The organism is Candidatus Pelagadaptatus aseana (assembly GCF_040362265.1).
In the GTDB taxonomy this organism is placed as follows: domain Bacteria; phylum Pseudomonadota; class Gammaproteobacteria; order Pseudomonadales; family Cellvibrionaceae; genus Pelagadaptatus; species Pelagadaptatus aseana.
The window spans coordinates 53,266-71,268 of record NZ_BAABNJ010000003.1 but is presented as its reverse complement, the minus strand read 5'-3'; the positions used below and the strand labels follow the sequence as shown (position 1 = coordinate 71,268).

At 52.6% G+C, this 18,003-nt stretch carries 16 protein-coding genes; 5 read left to right on the top strand and 11 right to left on the bottom strand.

Translation table 11 applies throughout. The features are described from left to right. Nucleotides 1–68: 68 nt before the first annotated feature. Both ACPXV9_RS05080 and ACPXV9_RS05075 read right to left on the bottom strand, forming a co-directional pair. Entirely contained in the window at nucleotides 69–2,984 is a 2,916-nt protein-coding gene (locus ACPXV9_RS05080) for an insulinase family protein (RefSeq protein ID WP_423895159.1), read from the bottom strand. Nucleotides 2,985–3,089: 105 nt separating this feature from the next. Continuing rightward, entirely contained in the window at nucleotides 3,090–3,659 is a 570-nt protein-coding gene (locus ACPXV9_RS05075) for a tRNA-uridine aminocarboxypropyltransferase (protein ID WP_423895158.1), read from the bottom strand. 81 nt (nucleotides 3,660–3,740) lie between these two features. Between ACPXV9_RS05075 and ACPXV9_RS05070 the strand changes: the two genes are divergently transcribed. The 4 genes from ACPXV9_RS05070 (at nucleotide 3,741) to ACPXV9_RS05055 (ending at nucleotide 8,184) form a co-directional block, all read left to right on the top strand. Next, complete coding sequence (locus tag ACPXV9_RS05070) at nucleotides 3,741–4,550, top strand: DUF599 domain-containing protein (protein WP_423895156.1); 810 nt, start codon at nucleotides 3,741–3,743, stop codon at nucleotides 4,548–4,550. A gap of 2 nt (nucleotides 4,551–4,552) precedes the next feature. Next, the gene (uvrB, locus tag ACPXV9_RS05065; protein ID WP_423895155.1) at nucleotides 4,553–6,550 is read left to right on the top strand and encodes an excinuclease ABC subunit UvrB; all 1,998 of its coding nucleotides are present in this window, start codon (nucleotides 4,553–4,555) and stop codon (nucleotides 6,548–6,550) included. A gap of 163 nt (nucleotides 6,551–6,713) precedes the next feature. Next, nucleotides 6,714–7,592 carry a hypothetical protein gene (locus tag ACPXV9_RS05060; RefSeq protein ID WP_423895153.1) on the top strand — a complete coding sequence of 293 codons (879 nt, stop codon included), beginning with the start codon at nucleotides 6,714–6,716 and terminating at the stop codon, nucleotides 7,590–7,592. 34 nt (nucleotides 7,593–7,626) lie between these two features. Beyond that, a complete protein-coding gene (locus tag ACPXV9_RS05055; RefSeq protein WP_423895151.1) occupies nucleotides 7,627–8,184 on the top strand; it encodes a DUF2058 domain-containing protein in 558 nt (185 codons plus the stop codon). A gap of 13 nt (nucleotides 8,185–8,197) precedes the next feature. Here the strand turns inward: ACPXV9_RS05055 and ACPXV9_RS05050 are convergent, their stop codons facing one another. From ACPXV9_RS05050 to ACPXV9_RS05010, 9 genes are all read right to left on the bottom strand, one after another. Beyond that, on the bottom strand, nucleotides 8,198–9,925 hold the full coding sequence (locus ACPXV9_RS05050; RefSeq protein ID WP_423895149.1) for a sensor domain-containing diguanylate cyclase: 1,728 nt from the start codon (nucleotides 9,923–9,925) through the stop codon (nucleotides 8,198–8,200). A gap of 134 nt (nucleotides 9,926–10,059) precedes the next feature. Then, nucleotides 10,060–10,569 carry a DUF3087 family protein gene (locus ACPXV9_RS05045; RefSeq protein ID WP_423895147.1) on the bottom strand — a complete coding sequence of 170 codons (510 nt, stop codon included), beginning with the start codon at nucleotides 10,567–10,569 and terminating at the stop codon, nucleotides 10,060–10,062. Nucleotides 10,570–10,696: 127 nt separating this feature from the next. After that, nucleotides 10,697–11,368, bottom strand: a complete 672-nt coding sequence (locus ACPXV9_RS05040; RefSeq protein ID WP_423895145.1) for a nitroreductase — start codon at nucleotides 11,366–11,368, stop codon at nucleotides 10,697–10,699. 28 nt (nucleotides 11,369–11,396) lie between these two features. Beyond that, the gene (locus tag ACPXV9_RS05035) at nucleotides 11,397–12,149 is read right to left on the bottom strand and encodes an SDR family NAD(P)-dependent oxidoreductase (RefSeq protein ID WP_423895143.1); all 753 of its coding nucleotides are present in this window, start codon (nucleotides 12,147–12,149) and stop codon (nucleotides 11,397–11,399) included. Between the two features lie 21 nt (nucleotides 12,150–12,170). Next, the gene (locus tag ACPXV9_RS05030; protein WP_423895141.1) at nucleotides 12,171–12,944 is read right to left on the bottom strand and encodes an SDR family NAD(P)-dependent oxidoreductase; all 774 of its coding nucleotides are present in this window, start codon (nucleotides 12,942–12,944) and stop codon (nucleotides 12,171–12,173) included. Between the two features lie 97 nt (nucleotides 12,945–13,041). After that, nucleotides 13,042–13,806, bottom strand: a complete 765-nt coding sequence (locus ACPXV9_RS05025) for an SDR family oxidoreductase (protein WP_423895139.1) — start codon at nucleotides 13,804–13,806, stop codon at nucleotides 13,042–13,044. A 35-nt stretch (nucleotides 13,807–13,841) separates the two neighbouring features. Further along, on the bottom strand, nucleotides 13,842–14,882 hold the full coding sequence (locus ACPXV9_RS05020) for a phosphotransferase family protein (RefSeq protein WP_423895137.1): 1,041 nt from the start codon (nucleotides 14,880–14,882) through the stop codon (nucleotides 13,842–13,844). Between the two features lie 20 nt (nucleotides 14,883–14,902). Continuing rightward, nucleotides 14,903–16,114 (bottom strand): acyl-CoA dehydrogenase family protein, encoded by a 1,212-nt coding sequence (locus tag ACPXV9_RS05015; RefSeq protein WP_423895135.1) that lies wholly within the window; start codon nucleotides 16,112–16,114, stop codon nucleotides 14,903–14,905. Between the two features lie 57 nt (nucleotides 16,115–16,171). Further along, on the bottom strand, nucleotides 16,172–16,849 hold the full coding sequence (locus ACPXV9_RS05010; protein ID WP_423895134.1) for a histidine phosphatase family protein: 678 nt from the start codon (nucleotides 16,847–16,849) through the stop codon (nucleotides 16,172–16,174). Nucleotides 16,850–16,992: 143 nt separating this feature from the next. On the opposite strand from ACPXV9_RS05010, the gene ACPXV9_RS05005 reads away from it, so the two are divergent. Beyond that, a complete protein-coding gene (locus ACPXV9_RS05005) occupies nucleotides 16,993–17,901 on the top strand; it encodes a LysR family transcriptional regulator (protein ID WP_423895133.1) in 909 nt (302 codons plus the stop codon). Nucleotides 17,902–18,003 lie beyond the last annotated feature (102 nt).

The following is an 18,003-nucleotide window of genomic DNA, read 5'->3' as shown; positions in this document are numbered from 1 at the left end:
GGCGAACCCTTATGGTAGTGGTTATTACCAAGTGTCTATGTGTAAGACACATCGTGAACGTGAATCAATTAGACGTTCTTGATGTCTAAGCCCAGAGCTTCCAGCTTGTCTTTCTGAGCGCCATTACTGATCACTGCAATGCTTGCCAACTCCGGCTTGAGGTAAGTGCTGGCAACGCGACGCAGGTCTTCCAAAGTGACATCCAGCAAACGCTTTCTGAACAGCTCGCGTTTTTCGCGAGTACGGCCAAACAGTTCCGCATGGAAGGTTTGTTTGGCTTCACCGGCCGGCGAACTGGGTTTGTCCAGTGAGCTGATAACCCCCAGAATGGACTCTTCCACAGCTTGCCATTCAATGTTTTCGTTCATCAGCCAGTCGATGGATTTATCAAAGTCATCCAGCGTTTCACCGAGGCGCGGGTCGCGATAGGAATAAAAGCGGAAGGCCGCAATATTGCTGTCCTGGCTGGCGCCGCCGCCATAGGCTCCACCCTGTTCACGGATGGTGCGATGCAGATAGCCGTTGCGGAGCAGACCGCCGAGTACACTCAGGGCTGCGGCATCCGGGTGCTCGACCGGGACGGTGGTGTAGGCCTTGGCGCAAAAGTTTACCTGGGTGTTGGTGATCCAGCCCTGTTTGATCTGTTCGCTCACAGGAGCCAGTTCAAAGGCGTTGCCGCCATTGGTTTGATCCGCTTGCCATAGGGCTTCAATGGATTGCTGGTATTGATCAAGGTGATCTTTTTCTGCCACCAGCAGGTATTGACGTGGTGCTGCCAGTATTTTCTGGTGCAGTTGTGAAAGGCAATCAACGAAAGCCTGTAGCTCGTTGTCGTCTTTCAGCTTTTCATCCAGCAGCTTGATGGTCTTGAGTCCCTCAAGGCCGTTAAGGCGATGTGAAATTCGGGCTGACGGGCTCATGCCAGCACAGGCCGCGGCCATGGCCAGACTGTGACCGTTGCCAGTGACCGATTGCTCTCGGCGGGCGCGAGTCTGAGAAATCAACTCACGGACGCGCCCGGTTTCATCAAAGCGCACCTGTTGCAGTGTTGCCTGCATCAGTTCACACAAACCCTCTTGCTCGCCTTTCAGGGCTTTGGCGGACAAGGTCAGGTTGGCGGTGACCTTCTGTACGTCATCACTGGCGCCCCGGATGGAGGTGAAGGCGTTGATGGAGCCGGCAATCTGGGCTTGCCAGCGCTGGGTGTCGAGATAATTCTTATCGCCAACCCCCAGTTCGGTCAGACAGATACTGTAGTAAGGCAGCACCGAGAGCAGTTCTTCACTCAGCTGTGGCAGATCAATAATGATTTGCTGGTAAACCAGACCGTTGGTGCCGGCGGCGTAGCGGGTCAGTGGCGCGCTGAGTTGCTGAACACTTTCACGGGCGGTGTAGTGCATTTCAGTGGGAATATCGTCCAGACCGACTTTGGGCAGGATGGATTCGTCATCCTGTTGCAGTTGTCTGGCTTGCAGGGCTTGCGCCTGATCAATAATGGCCTGCTTCTGTTGGTCATCCAGACCGGCTTTAATGTTCGCCAGACGGGCTGCTTCTGCCTGCTGTTTGCGCTCTGATAAAGCTTCATCAGGCGCCATAATCAGGCGCACCCGATGCTGGTTATCGCACAGCAGTTTGCGGGCCAGGCCTTTGATGTACTCAGGGTCTTCAATGGCCTTATGAAGTCGCTCTAACACCGGGTCGAGGTTCAGCAGATCAATCACATCACCACGGTGAGTGGCTGAGGTCAATGCGGTCAGAATGATCTGCAGGCCATAGGGGTAGGAGTCGCCGCCCACTTCCCGCTGTTGCAGTTCCAGTTGGCGCAGACAGGCTTGCAGTTCTTCAAAGGGCACGCCCTTGTCAGCAACCTGTTCGATGGTCTCCAGAATCAGGGTTTCAATGGCGTCGGCGTGTTCGGCTTCGGTACCTTCCAGGCCGCACATAAAGGTCAGTTCCTTCTGCGAGTCTTCCAGACCACACAGGGGGGATGGTGCTGTGCCCAGGCTGGTGGTTTCCAGCGCGTGTTGCAGTGGCGAGGCACTGTTATCGAGCAGCACGCTGGCCAGTAATTGGGCTTCGAGTGAGGCGTGCAGATCGGTACTTTGCCCCAGCAGCCAGCCCATGACCACATGGGTTTTGGCGGTCAGGTCGTCGGCGTCCGTCAGCGGATAGGCTTCTTCCACTTTAATCGGGGCCTGATAACGCTTTTCGTCGGTAACGGAAATTTCACGATCAAGGCGTTCGAAACGATGTAAGGCCTGGTCTTCAAATTTCTGCTGTTGCTCCGCAGCCGGGATATCGCCATAGGTCATAAAAATGGCGTTGCTGGGGTGGTAGTGGGTTTTGTAGAACGCCACCAGCTGTTCGTAGCTGAGATCCGGGATCGCCTCGGGTTCACCGCCGCTGTTGTAATGGTAGGTGCTGGTGGGGAACAGGTATTTGCACAGGGTTTGCCAAAGCTGGCTGGGTACCGAGCTCATGGCCCCCTTCATTTCATTGAAAACCACCCCTTTGAACACCAGATCGGATTCTTTGTTACCGGCCTCGGCAAACTCCAGACGATGGCCTTCCTGGGCGAAATCCAATGGATCCAGACGCGAGAAAAACACGGCGTCGAGATAGACGCTCAGCAGGTTGTCGAAGTCTTTGCGATTTTGGCTGGCAAAGGGGTAGGCGGTCCAGTCGGAGCTGGTGAACGCGTTCATAAAGGTATTGAGTGAGCGCCGTATCATCATAAAAAACGGATCGCGCACCGGGTATTTCTCACTGCCGCACAGGGCGGTGTGCTCCAGAATATGCGCTACACCGGTTGAGTCATGGGGCACGGTGCGCAGTGCTACCAGAAAGACGTTCTCGTTGTTGTCGGCAGCAACGTGGATGTGCTGGGCGCCTGTTTTTTTGTGGCGATATTCCTCAACCGTTACCTGCAGAGAATCAATGGTTTCGCTGCGCAGGTGTTCAAAGGCCGGGTGTGCTGCTGTCATGGTTTACCTCAGAGAGTGGTCGGGCGTGGTGTAATGCCCCAGACCGTTAAACGTTGTACGGATTCACTAATGCAATCGATCGAGTTTATCACAGCTTTGTCGATGTTAGCGGCTGAATTGCTCCAGACGGTCCATTAGCTGGGCAAAGGCTTGCAGCAGTGGTTGATACTTGTCTGAGCTTTGCTCTAACTGGCTTAAAGCCAGACAGGTGGCTTCCAGTGTTGAGTATTGACCGGGCTGTTCGGCTTTGCGAATTCGGTAATGGCTCTGGTAGTCATCGGGCAGGGCAATGGTTGGTAGCTGTTGCAGCCATGGGTTGAGATAGCAGATCTTGCGCGCCTTGCGCCAGGTGCCATCGATGACAATTAGCCGGGATGAATCGGTGGAAAAGGTTGAACTTGCAATCTTTTGATCCGGTAGTGGCGAGAGCAGCAGATTGATTTTTCCACTGTTGCCGCACCAATCGATAAAATCCTGTTCGCTGATGGTTTCTGTCATCAGGGTGCGACAATTCGCCAGGCTCTGTTGCAACAACAGGGCACTGTTTTTGGGGTGTTTGGCCTCGCTCGGATGCTGCCAGATCACCACTTCGATGGCGTTGTCGGTAGGGGTAACCAAATCGCATTGGCAGGTGCGTTGAGGTTTTTGGCATTTGGGGCAAATTACTCTGGGCATGATGAGCGTTTTGTGGGTTTCATCCGGCCCCTAATGGTACACTGAGGGCTTATTTTATTCAGGCTTGTTTGAGGTAAACGAATGACCTTTGAAGGTGTATGGCTATGGGCTATCAGCGAGTGGTTAAACTTGCTAAGCCTGTTCTGGTTTGCGGCATGCTGGCTTGGCTATTCAGAGTATGCCCGGCATAAAGCCCCGCATACGGAATGCCTGGCGTTGGTTATGCACCATCATCGAATTGATTGGATGAAACAGGTTGTCAGTCGGGAAATGCGAGTGCAGGATGCCTCGATTATTGCCAACCTGGAGCGAAATGTCGCTTTTATGGCTTCTACCAGCATGCTGGTTCTCGCCGGTCTGGTTACTGTACTGGCCCGCAGTGGCGATCTCTATGAGCTGCTGGCCATATTGCCATTCGTTAACAATACCAGCCCGGCGGTAATTCAGTTGAAATTGCTGGTGCTGTCAGGAATCTTTGTCTACGCCTTTTTTACCTTTACCTGGTCGCTGCGTCAGTTTGGTTTTGGTGGGGTTCTGGTAGGTGCAATGCCTTACAAAGAGCGCTCTGAATTATCCGAAGAAGAATGCAATCGCTACGCGGAGAGTGCCGGTAAAGTTCTCGACAAAGCCGCACACAGTTATAACTTCGGGCTCCGCTCATACTACTTTGCCATGGCTCTGTTTTGTTGGTTTATCAATCCCTTGCTGTTTATGGCTGCGGTTACTCTGGTCGTTTGGATTCTCTACCGCCGGGAATTCCATTCCGGGACCCTCAAGGCGTTGTTGCAGGTCAGTGCCGACTGGCATGCCGGCAGTGAAAAACTGGCACGCAAGAAGGACGAGGCACTGGAAAAGCAAAGTCATGATAAGCAACAGGAAAATGGCGAGTAACTATGAGTAAACCTTTTTCTGTCGAGAGCAAATTCCAGCCTGCTGGTGATCAACCCACAGCCATCAAAGGATTGGTTGAGGGTATTGAAGCCGGTTTGGCGCATCAGACGCTGTTGGGGGTTACCGGTTCCGGTAAGACTTTCACCGTGGCCAACGTCATTGCCCAGGTGCAACGACCGACCATGATTATGGCGCCCAATAAAACTCTGGCTGCTCAACTCTATGGGGAGTTCAAGGAGTTTTTTCCCAATAACGCGGTTGAGTACTTTGTCTCCTATTACGATTACTATCAGCCGGAAGCCTATGTGCCGGCATCGGATACCTTTATCGAGAAGGATGCCTCGGTTAACGAGCACATTGAGCAAATGCGGCTGTCGGCGACCAAAGCGCTGATGGAGCGCAAGGATGCCATTATTGTCGCTACCGTATCGGCCATCTACGGTCTGGGTGATCCGGACTCCTATCTGAAGATGGTGTTGCATCTGGTGCGTGGCGACCAAATTGACCAGCGTCAGATTTTGCGCCGCTTGGCGGAACTGCAATACACCCGTAACGACGTAGCGTTTCAGCGGGCCACCTACCGGGTGCGTGGCGATGTGATCGATATCTTTCCGGCAGACTCTGATCGGGAGGCTTTGCGGGTTGAGTTGTTTGATGACGAAGTGGAGCAGTTGACCCTGTTTGATCCCCTGACCGGTGAGGCCATACAGAAATTACAGCGCTACACGGTGTACCCCAAATCCCACTATGTGACCCCGCGCCAGACCATTCTCGATGCCATTGATAACATCAAGGACGAATTAAAAGATCGGCTGCAACAGTTGCGCGACAATGAAAAACTGGTGGAAGCCCAGCGGCTGGAACAGCGCGTCAAATACGATGTGGAGATGATGCAGGAGCTGGGTTACTGCACCGGCATTGAAAACTATTCCCGCTATTTGTCCGGGCGCGCACCGGGCGAACCGCCGCCGACACTGTTTGATTATCTGCCCAGCGATGCCTTGCTGGTGATCGATGAGTCCCATGTGGGCGTGCCGCAAATCGGGGGCATGTACAAGGGCGATCGCTCCCGAAAAGAAACTCTGGTGGAGTATGGATTCCGCCTGCCGTCGGCGTTGGATAATCGCCCGATGCGGTTTGATGAATGGGAGCGTCTGGCACCGCAAACCATTTTTGTCTCCGCCACCCCCGGTCCCTACGAGGGTGAACATGCCGGCCAGGTGGTAGAGCAGGTGGTGCGGCCAACCGGTCTGGTCGATCCGATCGTAGAGGTTCGCCCGGCAACCACGCAGGTGGATGATGCTCTGTCGGAAATCAATCAATCGGTTGAGCGTGGCGACCGCGTCTTGATCACGGTTCTGACCAAGCGCATGGCCGAGGATCTGACCGATTATTTGCAGGAGCACGGTGTGCGAGTGCGGTATCTGCATTCGGATATCGATACTGTCGAGCGGGTGGAGATTATTCGCGACCTGCGCATCGGTGAATTTGATGTGCTGGTGGGGATCAACCTGTTGCGCGAAGGTCTGGATATGCCGGAGGTGGCTTTGGTGGCGATTATGGATGCCGATAAGGAAGGCTTCTTGCGTTCAGACCGCTCTTTGATTCAGACCATTGGCCGTGCCGCGCGTAACGTCAATGGCAAGGCGATCTTATACGCGGACAAAATCACCGGCTCCATGCGGCGCTCCATTGATGAAACCGAAAGACGTCGCGCCAAGCAAATGGCCTTTAATGAGGAGCACGGCATTACGCCCAAGGGCATCGAGAAGAATGTCACGGACATTCTGGAAGGTACTTACGTGCCGGGCGCCAAGGGCCGTAACAAGAAAGTGGCCGAGAGGAAGGGCGATTACGATGTGGATCTGTCCGGTGGTGATGTCTGGCAGCAGGTTAAACAGCTGGAAGAAAAAATGTTCCAGGCGGCCAAGGATTTGGAGTTTGAAGAAGCCGCCAGAATTCGTGATCAGATCAGTCAGCTAAAAGAACATTTGAACTAGGGATGGTCACAGCGCTATAACCCTTACAGAACACGCGGTGAATACATCCCTGTACGCTCGACAACAGCATCCATGCTGTTGACGGTTCTGTAAGGGTTATAGCGCTGCTCTGTAACAATCAGCCAACTATCAAGACCAAACTATAAAGAGCAGCGACTAGGCAATGGAAAATAAAAAGATCTCAACAACTCAAATAGCCAAACGTGCAGGTCTCGACAGCCGCGATATGTTTGAGTTGTTGTCTGGTGCCCGCTGGATTAAACGCAATGACCAGCCCAAAGGTGAGAATGCTTCCAAATGGTTGCTGACGGCCAAGGGCGAGTTTGAAGGTGGGGAGTATTTTACATCCGATAAGTTTGGTACCTACATCGTCTGGCCTGAGGACGTTTTAAAACACCCGATGTTGCAGGAACTGCAAGACAAACCCGTGACAGCCACAGCGTTGGGTAAACCGTTTGGTGTTAGTGGCCGGCTGGTGAATCAGGTGTTGGCGGAGTTGGGTTGGATGGAAAAGCACATCAATGGCTGGGAGTTGACTGACGCCGGTAAAGCGTTGGGTGGTCAGCCGGTACAGCATGAAAAGAGCGGTGCGCTTTATGTCATTTGGCCTGCCGAGTTGTCCGGACATAAAGCTTTAATGGCTCGAATCAGGGCACTTTCCCTGTCGGAAGGCGAAGGTGAAATTGATGGTGAAGATGATCGCGATGGTGGTCAGTGTCTGGATGGCCATCGCTCGAATACCAAGGCGTACACACTGATTGATAATTGGCTGTACATCAATGGTCTTGCTCATGCCTGTGACAGACCATTGCCTGTTGAAAACAGCAATCATTGCAGCGATTTTTACCTGCCATCAGCCAGAGTGTTTATTGAATACTGGGGTGGCAGTAGCAGCCCTGCGCAGTTGTCCGATAAGTTGGCAAAGCTCGATCTATATCGTAGCCACAATCTGAATCTGATTGAGCTGGAGGATGATGATCTTGCCAATCTGGATGAGGTTTTAGCTCGCAAGCTGTTGTCGTTCGGTATCAAGGTTTATTAAAAATTTTAAAGTTTATTAAGTCGGAATTGATGTTATGAGTTCATTACAGGATCAGTTACTGCAAGCCGGGCTGGTGGATGCCAAGAAGGCCAAAAAGGCCAGTAAAGACAAGCGTAAAGCCCAGAAGGTGCAGAAGAAATCCAAACAGGTGGTTGTGGATGAAACCAAGGCCGCTGCGGCAAAAGCCCGTGAAGATAAAGCGGCACGTGACCGTCAGTTAAATGAAGAACGCAAAGCGGAGCAGGAAAAGAAAGCCATTCAGGCCCAGATAAGACAGCTGATCAGCATGAATCGGATTGAGAAAGGCTCCGGTGCGGATCTGTTGGGGTACAACTTTACCGATGGCAAATCGATCAAAAAGATTCACGTTACTGGAATCATTCAGAAGCAGCTGGAAAGAGGCCAATTGGCCATTGTTAAGTTGGTTCATGTGGGTCAGCAAGAGCCGGATTATGAACTGGTGCCGGCGGCGGTGGCCGATAAAATCAGTCAGCGCGATCAGGAATGTGTGATTTCGAGGCAGGAGACTGCCGATATTGATGAAGACGATCCTTACGCGGATTACCAGATTCCCGATGATCTGATGTGGTAATCAGGACAAGTGGCTATGCGGGCTTTGACGTTTCGACTTCTGAGCCTGCATAAATACAATTTCTGCCCAGTTCTTTCGCCTTGAGGAGCCTGTTGTCTGCGCTCACTATGAGGTCATCAATGGAGCTTTCAAAAGATTGCTTTTCGGCAACTCCCAAGCTGATTGAGAGAAACAGTTTGCTGCCCTCAATATTGATGTCCAGTGCTTCAATGGCCTGTCGATATCGTTCTGCAGCCTGAAGCGCTTTGTTCAGGTCGGTCTCCGGTAAAAAAACAATAAATTCCTCACCGCCCCAGCGTGATAACAGGTTGCTGTTACGAGTGAGTTTGCGAAGCTCGTTGGAAACCTTGATCAGAACGGCGTCACCATGATGATGGCCATAATTGTCGTTGATGGATTTAAAATGGTCGATGTCTATTATTATCACCGATGCCGCATGATTGTTTCTGAGAATGCCGTTCCAGATCGGGGTCAATTGTTCGAAGAAACCGCGCCTGTTATCGATCCCGGTTAAAGGATCCATGCGGGCCATTTTTTCTGCCTGCAGTTTCTCTTCCTTGAACTGGTTCATTTGCTTGGCCAGTGCCACGGCAAACAGAATGGCCTCCAGTGTCATGCCTACATCGACTGCGGCATAAGTATAGGGGTTGAATGGAATTACCCCCATAACCGTGATGCAGGTAATGGCAGCCCCCCCTGCGCCTAGAATACAGGCCGGCAGGAAATAAGCCGCGGTTCGTTCACCCATGCGCAACGAAATAAAGCCGATGGCAATCATCCCCAGAGTGCAAATCAGCATGTAGATAAAGGCCAGATTGATCGCCAGACTCTGATCGTCCAGCACTACGGCCAATAAATGGCTGGCGGCCATAAACCAGCAGCCTCTGCTGATCGCCCAGTGCAATTTGGGCAGGTGCTGGGATATCGCCAGAAAACTCGAAGCGAAGGTGAGCCCGAATATCACGTGTACTGTCATCAGCACTGGAATCGAAAAGCCCTGAATCGCTGGGGATTCAGGCCAGAACAGTGGGTAGCTATGGCCCGTATAGGTCAGGTTCATGGCCAGAAAGGCAGCCATATAACAGGAGTAAAACAGATATTTTCGGCTTTTCAGACTGATCCCGAGAATCAGGTTGTAGATCAACAGTGCGCCGACCACGCCGTATATCAAACCGTGACCGTAACCGGCAAGGACTTGCTGTTGGTTGTCGGTGGTCGGAGTGGAAAAGTACACAGGGGCAATAAACGCATCCGGCGTTGCCAGACGCATGATCACCGTGGTGCGACCTGGCGTGAAATCGTGATCAAAGGCAAAGAAGCGTTGCTGCAGAGGTCGTTGCTGAAACGGGTAGCGATCACCGGTATGGATGGCTCGGATTTGAGCGCCGTCTTGGAACAGATAAATATCGATTTCATCGATCCAGGCATTTTTGACATTGAATCGCCGAGTGACATTAACCGTTGTGTCGTTATCAATCTGAAACAATGCCCAGAGGGGAGGAGAGGATAACTTTCCGAAAAAAGCCTGATAGTAATAGCGATTCAGTTCACCGGCTTGATCATGCTCGAGGATGTCGTTTGCGGTGAGTGTCTGATGGGTTTCTGGTAACACTTTGGCGTAGTAGCCAACGGCACTCTGGTATTCCACTGAAACATTAAGGGCATCTGCCCTGACTGTACAGGCAAGCAGGTATAGCAATAGCCCCGAAAATAGTTGGATGCTTTTCAAGCGGTCGTCCATGAACTGCGCAGTACCTTATGGCGTAATCTAGCCAATATCATATAAACCCTCACGGCTACAGTATGACCTATCAAAAGCCTTTGCGCATAATACTTCCGGGCAGAATTGTCAGGGTTGTCATCCAGAGTCTTGTTTCAATAGCGACTTAGCAGTTCACGTTGATAATCTTCCAGAGAGGGTTGCACATTGTACTTTTTTTGCCACAGCTCCAGATCGGCCATCCATTTATGGAGTTCTTCCATAACCAGCGTATTGTTTTCCAGCTGCCACAGCTGCTCGGAGGCTTTATAGCAATAATTGAGAATGACCATGGCATTGCTGTCGCCTTGCTCTGCTGCCACTTTGATTTTGCTGATGCGTCGATTGATCTGATTGAGTTCCTGTTTCAGTTGCCAGACATAGAGGACCTCGGCGAAGTAGGGCTTGTGTTTGAGTTTGCTGCCCAGAACCAGCAGCACGGCAACAGCCAGCAAGACCCCAGCGGCATTGAGCGCGGTGTTGCTGCCGTCTTCCGGGCTGCCATAGAACGCAATAAGTAAGCTTGAGAAAGTCAGTGACAGAATTGTCAGAGCGGCAATCAGGGCGATGACTACACGCTTGTGGCGGTGTTGATAAACCGCTTTGTCTATGGGGTGAAGTTGCACAAGGGATACCTGAATTCAGAGTGAGGTGGTGTTTGCCCCACAGTTTACCCTGAAACGAAAAAGGGGTGGGCGATAATCTCGTCCACCCCTCCGGGATCGTCAATGGCGTTCTGCTAAACCAATATCGTTAAAAACCGATAAAGGTGGCAAAGTCGTCGACGGATTCACGCTCTGTGCGCAGAGTATTAACCGCTTTGGTTTTATCGGGTACGCCCAGCGCCATCCCGGCATAAATTACTTCATTGTCACTTAACTGCAGATGACTGTGCAGGGTTTTGCGCACCATGGCCCAGATTTCCTGCATGCAGGTGCCGTAACCTTTGGCTTCGGCCACCAGACAAACGGTCTGCATAAACATGCCCAGTGAGGCCCATTGATTGCGGCCGTGAACCCGGTCAATGGTGAAGAAAATCGCAGCTGGAGCACCGTAAAAATTGAAGTTTTCCAGCATCCAGCCTTGTCGAGCCGCCGCATCATCGCGCTCGATGCCCATCAGCTCATACATGGCCTTGCCGACACCGGCACGACGCTCCTGATACTGTTGTGGCAAGTCTTTGGGGTAGATGGGGTACTCATCATCTTCACCCGCCGGATTGGCCATCAGGGTTTGCAGGGCCAAATCGGTAATGGCTTTTTTCTCATCACCGGTGACCACAATGGTTTTCCAGGGCTGCAGATTGGAGCTTGAGGGTGAATAGCGGGCGATATCCAGAATTTCCTGAATGGCTTCTTTGGATATTTGCTCGTCGGTAAACGCCCGAGTCGAGATTCTGGTTTGAATGGCTTCAATAACGTCCATTGGCTTCTCTCTGATTCTGTTGATTTGCTTACAGGGCGGAAACACCACCATCAATGGCAATGGCCTGCCCGGTCATATAGCTGTTGCCCGGTGAGCAGAGCATGACCATCAGGTTGGTGATCTCCTCGGTTTCGCCCAGGCGCTTCATGGGGGCTCCCTGTTTCAGGAAGTCCTGGGATTCGCCGAGCACGCTGTCGGTAACCAGTGGCGTCAGCGCGAAGAACGGGCAGACGGCGTTAACGCGGATGCCTTTCTTGGCGTATTCCACTGCTGCGGTTTTGGTTAAACCAATTACGGCGTGTTTGGCGGCACCGTAGGCGCCAATTTTAGGCGACGCACCCAGACCCGCCATGGAGCTGACATTCAAAATGGTGCCGTCTTCCTGTTTCAACATTTGCGCAATCTGGTGCTTCATGCCAAACATCACACCCTTGGTGTTGAGGGCAAACTGTTGATCCATAATGTCTTCGGTCAGGGTATGGATAGAGCCCATGGGGTGGCCGCCGCCGGCGTTATTAATGGCAATGTCCAATCGGCCATAGATTTCTACGGCTGCTTCGACCATGGCCTGGCAATCGCGCTCGTGGGAAACATCACACAGGACGGTGGTGGCATCGCCGGGCAGATTGGAGGCAACGGCTTCCAGACCGGGCTCATTGATATCGCCCAGTACCAGCTTGGCACCGCGCTTGGAAAATTCTTCAGCCAACTGGGCTCCGAAGCCGCTGGCGGCACCGGTGATGAGTACAACTTTGCCGGTAAAATCGAGTAAGGGATCCATAAAATTAGTCCTTTGTAAAAATCAAATGGCGCTAAAGCCGCCGTCTACCATCAGAGTGTGTCCGGTCATAAAGCTGTTGTTCTTGTCACAGGCAAACAGCATGGCTTCGATGACTTCGTGTGGTTCTGCGGCGCGTTTCAAGGCCGTGTTTTTGGTGATGTCTCTCAGTACCGCTTCGCGTTCGTTTTCGGGGAACAGTTCCAGGGTTTGATCCAGCATTGGCGTGCGGGTGATGTAGGGACAAACCGCATTGACCCGAATATTGTGCTTGCCATATTCGGCCGCAGCCGACCGGGTCAGCCCCAATACGGCGTGCTTGCTGGCGGCATAGGATGACATCATCGGCGCGGCGCCGACACCGGCAACGGAAGATACATTAACAATATTACCGCCACCTTGCTGCTGCATATGAGGAATTTGCGCCTTCATGCACAGAAAGACCCCCTTGACGTTAATGTCCATCACCCGATCAAAATCATCGACCGGTGTGTCAGCCAGTTTGTTGTGTGCGGGATCAATGCCGGCGTTGTTGATGGCGGCATCCAACTTGCCATAGTGGGCTACGGCTGCGTCGATGAAGTTTTGTACTTGCTCGGGATTGGTGACATCGCAAGTCTGGCTGAATACAGAAATGTTCAAACCTTGCAGTTCTTCGGTCAGATCCGCCAGGGCCTGCTGGTTGACATCGGACAGCACCAGTTTGGCGCCAGCTTTGCCAAAGCTTAGGGCGGCTTCGCGACCGAGACCACCGCTGGCTCCGGTAATCATGACCACTTGATCGTTAAAGCGCGACATATTCTCTCTCTGTTCTTGGTTATTTCTGGAGTTTAAATCCACACATCCCCGCTTGCGCAGGGATGTGGGTAATAGCCGATAGTGATGGCTGGCTTGATCAGATGGTCATGCCACCGTCGACTACGATGCACTCACCATTGGTGTAGGAGCTGGCGTCGGATGCCAGATACAATACGGTGCCGGCCATTTCCTGTGGTTCGGCGTGACGTCCCATGGGGATATTCTGAATGGCGTGCTGGTAAATGTCGTCGTTGGTAAACAGGGCGCCGGCAAACTTGGTCTTGGTCAAGCCGGGCAGCAGGGCGTTGCAACGAATGCCAAACTGCGCGCATTCCTTGGCCATGGCTTTGGTCAGATTTACCACGGCGGCCTTACTGATGGAGTAGATGCCCTGACCGGGGCCCGGGTTCAGGGCGTTAACCGAAGCCGTGTTGACGATAGAGCCACCGCCGTTTTCGCGCATGATCTTGCCCGCTTCGACAGACATAAAGAAATAGCCACGGATATTGACGTCCACGGTTTTATTGAACGCGCCCAGATCGGTATCGAGGATATGACCGAAGTAGGGGTTGGCCGCGGCGTTGTTGACCAGAATATCCAGCTTACCGTGCTTGTCTTTGATGGTGCTGAAGATGTTTTGAATCTGATCCATGTCGCCAATATGACAGGCGATGGCCTCGGCCTTGCCGCCATTGCTGACGATCTCGTCGGCGACTTTCTGGCAATCATCAATTTTGCGGCTGGAGACAATGACGTGGGCGCCTTGCTCGCCAAACAGTTTGGCGATTTCTTCGCCGATGCCACGACTGGCGCCGGTTACCAGGGCCACTTTGCCGGTTAAATCAAACAGTGTTGTACTCATGTGTTTCTCTCTTTCAAAATTATTGGTCGCGGCACTTATTGTTTATTGAGTGCGATAGCCAGTGCCATTTGCGCCATGGGCTTGACCATGGCGCCGATACTGCCGGCTGATTTATTGGAGGCATTGCCGTCGGCGGCGCGTTTGGCGACACCCTGAGCAATGGCGGCCAGACGGAAGAAACTGAAGGCCAGATAAAAATTCCAGTTATCAATTTTGTCGATGCCCATGCGTTTGCAGTAAGCGGCTACGTATTCTTCTTCCGAAGGAATGCCCAGAGCGGCGGCATCAACTCCCATCAGACCGGACATGGTGTTTTTCGCCTCACTGGGTGGCAAACGCAGGCACATGCACTGGTAGGCCAGATCGGAGTAGGGGTGCCCCAGAGTGGACAGCTCCCAATCCAGTACGGCAATGATTTTCCCGTTGTCCTTGGAGAACATGACGTTGTCCAGACGGTAGTCGCCGTGGGCGATGGAAACCTTGCCATCATCCTCTGGCAGATTGCTTCCCAGCCATTCGGTGAGCTGGTCCATTTCGGCAATGGGCTCGAGTTCGGCGGCTTTGTATTGCTTGGACCAGCGATCGAACTGGCGCTGGAAATAATTGCCGGGTTTGCCGTAATCCAACAGATCCGCTTTTTCCAAATCCACTGAGTGGATGGCGGCCAGGACGCGGTTCATTTCATCGTACATGGCAGCGCGCTGTTCGTTGCTGTCGGCATCGGCCAGTGCTGAATCCCAGTGAATGTTGCCGTCACAGAATTCCATGACGTAAAACATGGAGCCCAGTACATCGCGGTCTTCACACAGGTGATAAACCTTGGCGACCGGCACGTCGGTGTCGGCCAACGCCTTGAGGATGCGGTATTCGCGATCCACAGCATGGGCAGATTTCAGCAGTTTGCCCGGAGGCTGGCGACGCAGCACATAGGTGCCGGAAGTCGCTTCAATTTTAAAGGTCGGGTTGGACTGGCCACCGGCGAACTTGGTGGCCGTCAATGGGCCTTTGAAACCGTCGATATTGGCTTCCAGATAGGAAGCCAGAGCGGTTTCATTCAACTGATCAACTTGTGACATGGTGGTAATTCCTCGCTTAATCAGTCCGCGAAGCGCTTGGCCAGATCGCGACCCAGCTGCATCATATGCACCTGATCCGGGCCGTCGGCCAGACGCAGGCAGCGCTGCCAGGCAAAGGCCTGTGGCAGGAAGGAATCCTGACTCAGTCCCATGGCACCATGAATCTGAATGGCGCGATCAATCACTGCCAGTGCCATATTCGGGGCAACGATCTTGATCATGGCAATCAGATCTTTCGCGGCTTTGTTGCCGTCGGTGTCCATCTTCTGAGCGGCTTTTAAAGTCATCAGACGCGCTTGTTCAATCTCACAGGCGGATTTGGCAATGTCTTCACGAACCGATTGCTGCTTGGCCATTGGCTGACCAAACACAATGCGATTACTGGCGCGATGGCACATGGCTTCCATGGCACGCTGAGCAATACCGATGCTGCGCATGCAGTGGTGAATACGGCCTGGGCCAAGGCGACCCTGAGCGATTTCAAAACCGCGACCCTCACCCAGAATCAGGTTGCTGGCGGGGACGCGCACGTTTTCAAAAATAATCTCGGCGTGACCTTCCGGGGCGTCGTCATAACCCATAACGGTCATTGGGCGAATCACTTTGACACCGGGTGTATTGGTTGGCACCAGAATCTGGGATTGCTGAATGTAGCGATTGGGATTGTCCGGATCGGTCTTGCCCATCACGATCATGATTTCGCACTGCTTGCGACAGGCGCCAGAGATGTAAAACTTTCTGCCGTTGATGACGTACTCGTCACCATCGCGCTCGATGCGGGTATCGATGTTGGTGGCGTCAGAGGAGGCAACTTCCGGTTCGGTCATGGCAAAGGCCGAGCGGATTTTGCCTTCCAGCAGGGGCTCAAGCCATTGCTTCTTCTGTTCTTCATTGCCGTACTTGGCCAGCACTTCCATATTGCCCGTGTCGGGAGCGGCACAGTTGAAGACCTCGGAAGCCCAGCCGACTTTACCCATTTCTTCGGCCAGAGGGGCGTATTCCAGATTGGTCAGGCCGGCACTGTAGTGGCCGTATTCTTTTGGCAGGAAAAAATTCCAAAGGCCCTGTGCCTTGGCTTTGGCTTTCAGCTCTTCCATCAGGGGCGGGGTAGACCATGGGTCGTCGTGCAGTTGCTCGTGCATTCGATCTTCATTGGGGTAGACGTGCTCGTCCATAAACGCTTTAACCTGTTCGAGCAGTGTTTTGACCTTGTCGCTGTATTCGAAATCCATAGTCTCTGACCTTGTTGTTGTGAATGACTGACAGTGTGTAAATAAGTAATACGGTACTTAACCGTGAGTGATGTATTGCTGTCGCTCGGCGCTGTCCAGATGCGGTGTGGTGTTGAAGCTGGTCAAACGCACAGCGTGCTGATTGAAATAAAAATGGCTGACGCCGGTGTTACGCGATTGCAGGTTGAGATCAACCACGGTTTCCGCCGGTGTTCTCAAAACCTGAGAAATAAATTGGGCGTTGGTGCCGCCGGAGCTGACGACCAGAACCTTGCCGCTGCAATGTTGCTGGATGTGGTTGTAGGCCTGAGCCACCCGGTCGTGAAAGCCCTTCCAGGTTTCCGGTAGCTGATCCGATACCAGAGTGCCGTGACACCAGTCGATCATGGCTTGTTTGAGCAGGTGGAAGAATTCTTTGACGGAAGGCTTTGATGGCAGACTCAGTTCCGGGTGTTGTTGCAGATAAACATTGACCAGTGCCTTGAAGTCGAATTCGTTGAGCTCCGGCATGACATTTACCCGGCTGAACTCGGTTGTCAGACCTTTGGCAATGCCCGCTGTGGTTTCGGTATGACGCACCAGGTCACCCTGATAGATGTGATCGAACTGCAGCCCGAGGCTGTTGAAATACTCGCCCAGCCATTGGGCCTGTTGATGCCCCAGTTGCGAGAGTTGGTCGTAGTTGTCAGCACCAAAAGAGGCCTGACCGTGCCGAACCATATAAATCTCTGCCATTACCGATTGCTCGCCTTGCTGTTAGGTTGATCGAATCAGCATAGGCAGCTTTCTGATATTTTAAAAATTTATTATTGTGATGGTGTATTATTTGTTTTATGAATAATATGTCTTTAATGGTGGCGTTCAGGGGGAAATGATCCATGTCACTTAATAAGGTCGATCTCAATCTGTTTCTGGTGTTCGATGCCATCTATCAGCAGCGTAACCTGACTCGGGCTGCGGAAGTTCTGTTTATGTCCCAGCCAGCGGTCAGTAACGCCCTTAATCGCTTGCGCTCGAGCCTCAATGACAAGTTGTTTGTGCGTTCTCCAGGCGGGGTAAGCCCCACGCCGATGGCAGAAAACATCATCGATCAGGTTCAGGAGGCTCTGAAACTGCTCGATGCCAGCGTTACCGAAGGCGTGGTGTTTGATCCGAAAAGCAGTAATAAGGTATTTCGCCTGAGCATGAGTGATCTGGCGCAATCCATGTTGCTGCCGGAGTTGTTGTCACAGATTAACGATCAGGCGCCCAATGTGGGGCTGGAGTGTTATTACATTGCCCGCGATCAGCTGGAGAAAGAGTTGGCATCCGGGGCCATTGATCTGGCTTTGGATGTCACCACGGTGCTTGGTCCTCAGACCCGCATGCAACCGCTGATGAAAGAACGCTATATTTGCGCGGTCAGACCCGATCATCCGGATATTGGCGAAACCATTACTCTTGATCAGTACCTCAAATTTGATCATGTGCAGGTCTCCAGCCGACGCACCGGGGCCGGGTTTGAAGATGTCGCCCTGCAGCGCCTGGGACGGCAGCGGCGGGTCAAGGTTCGGGTGCCTCATTTTCAGGTGGCCCCACAATTGATACTCAATAGCGACATGGTCCTGACGGTGCCGAAAAAGCTGGCGCAACAGCACAATCTGAAGGTGCTGGAATTACCTTTTTCGCTGGCGGCGATCGACTGGAACATCTATTGGCACAAGAGCGCTGAACAGGATCAGACCAATTTGTGGATTCGCAATCAGATTCAACAGGTAGTGGGGCAGCAACAGGGAGACATTAATTGATTCAGGCTGTTGAAGCCGCAATCGTCTCACGATACATTTGTGAATGATCGGTCATAGATGATCCGACAGGAAAAAATAATACCCAATCAGGCAGGAGGCTGT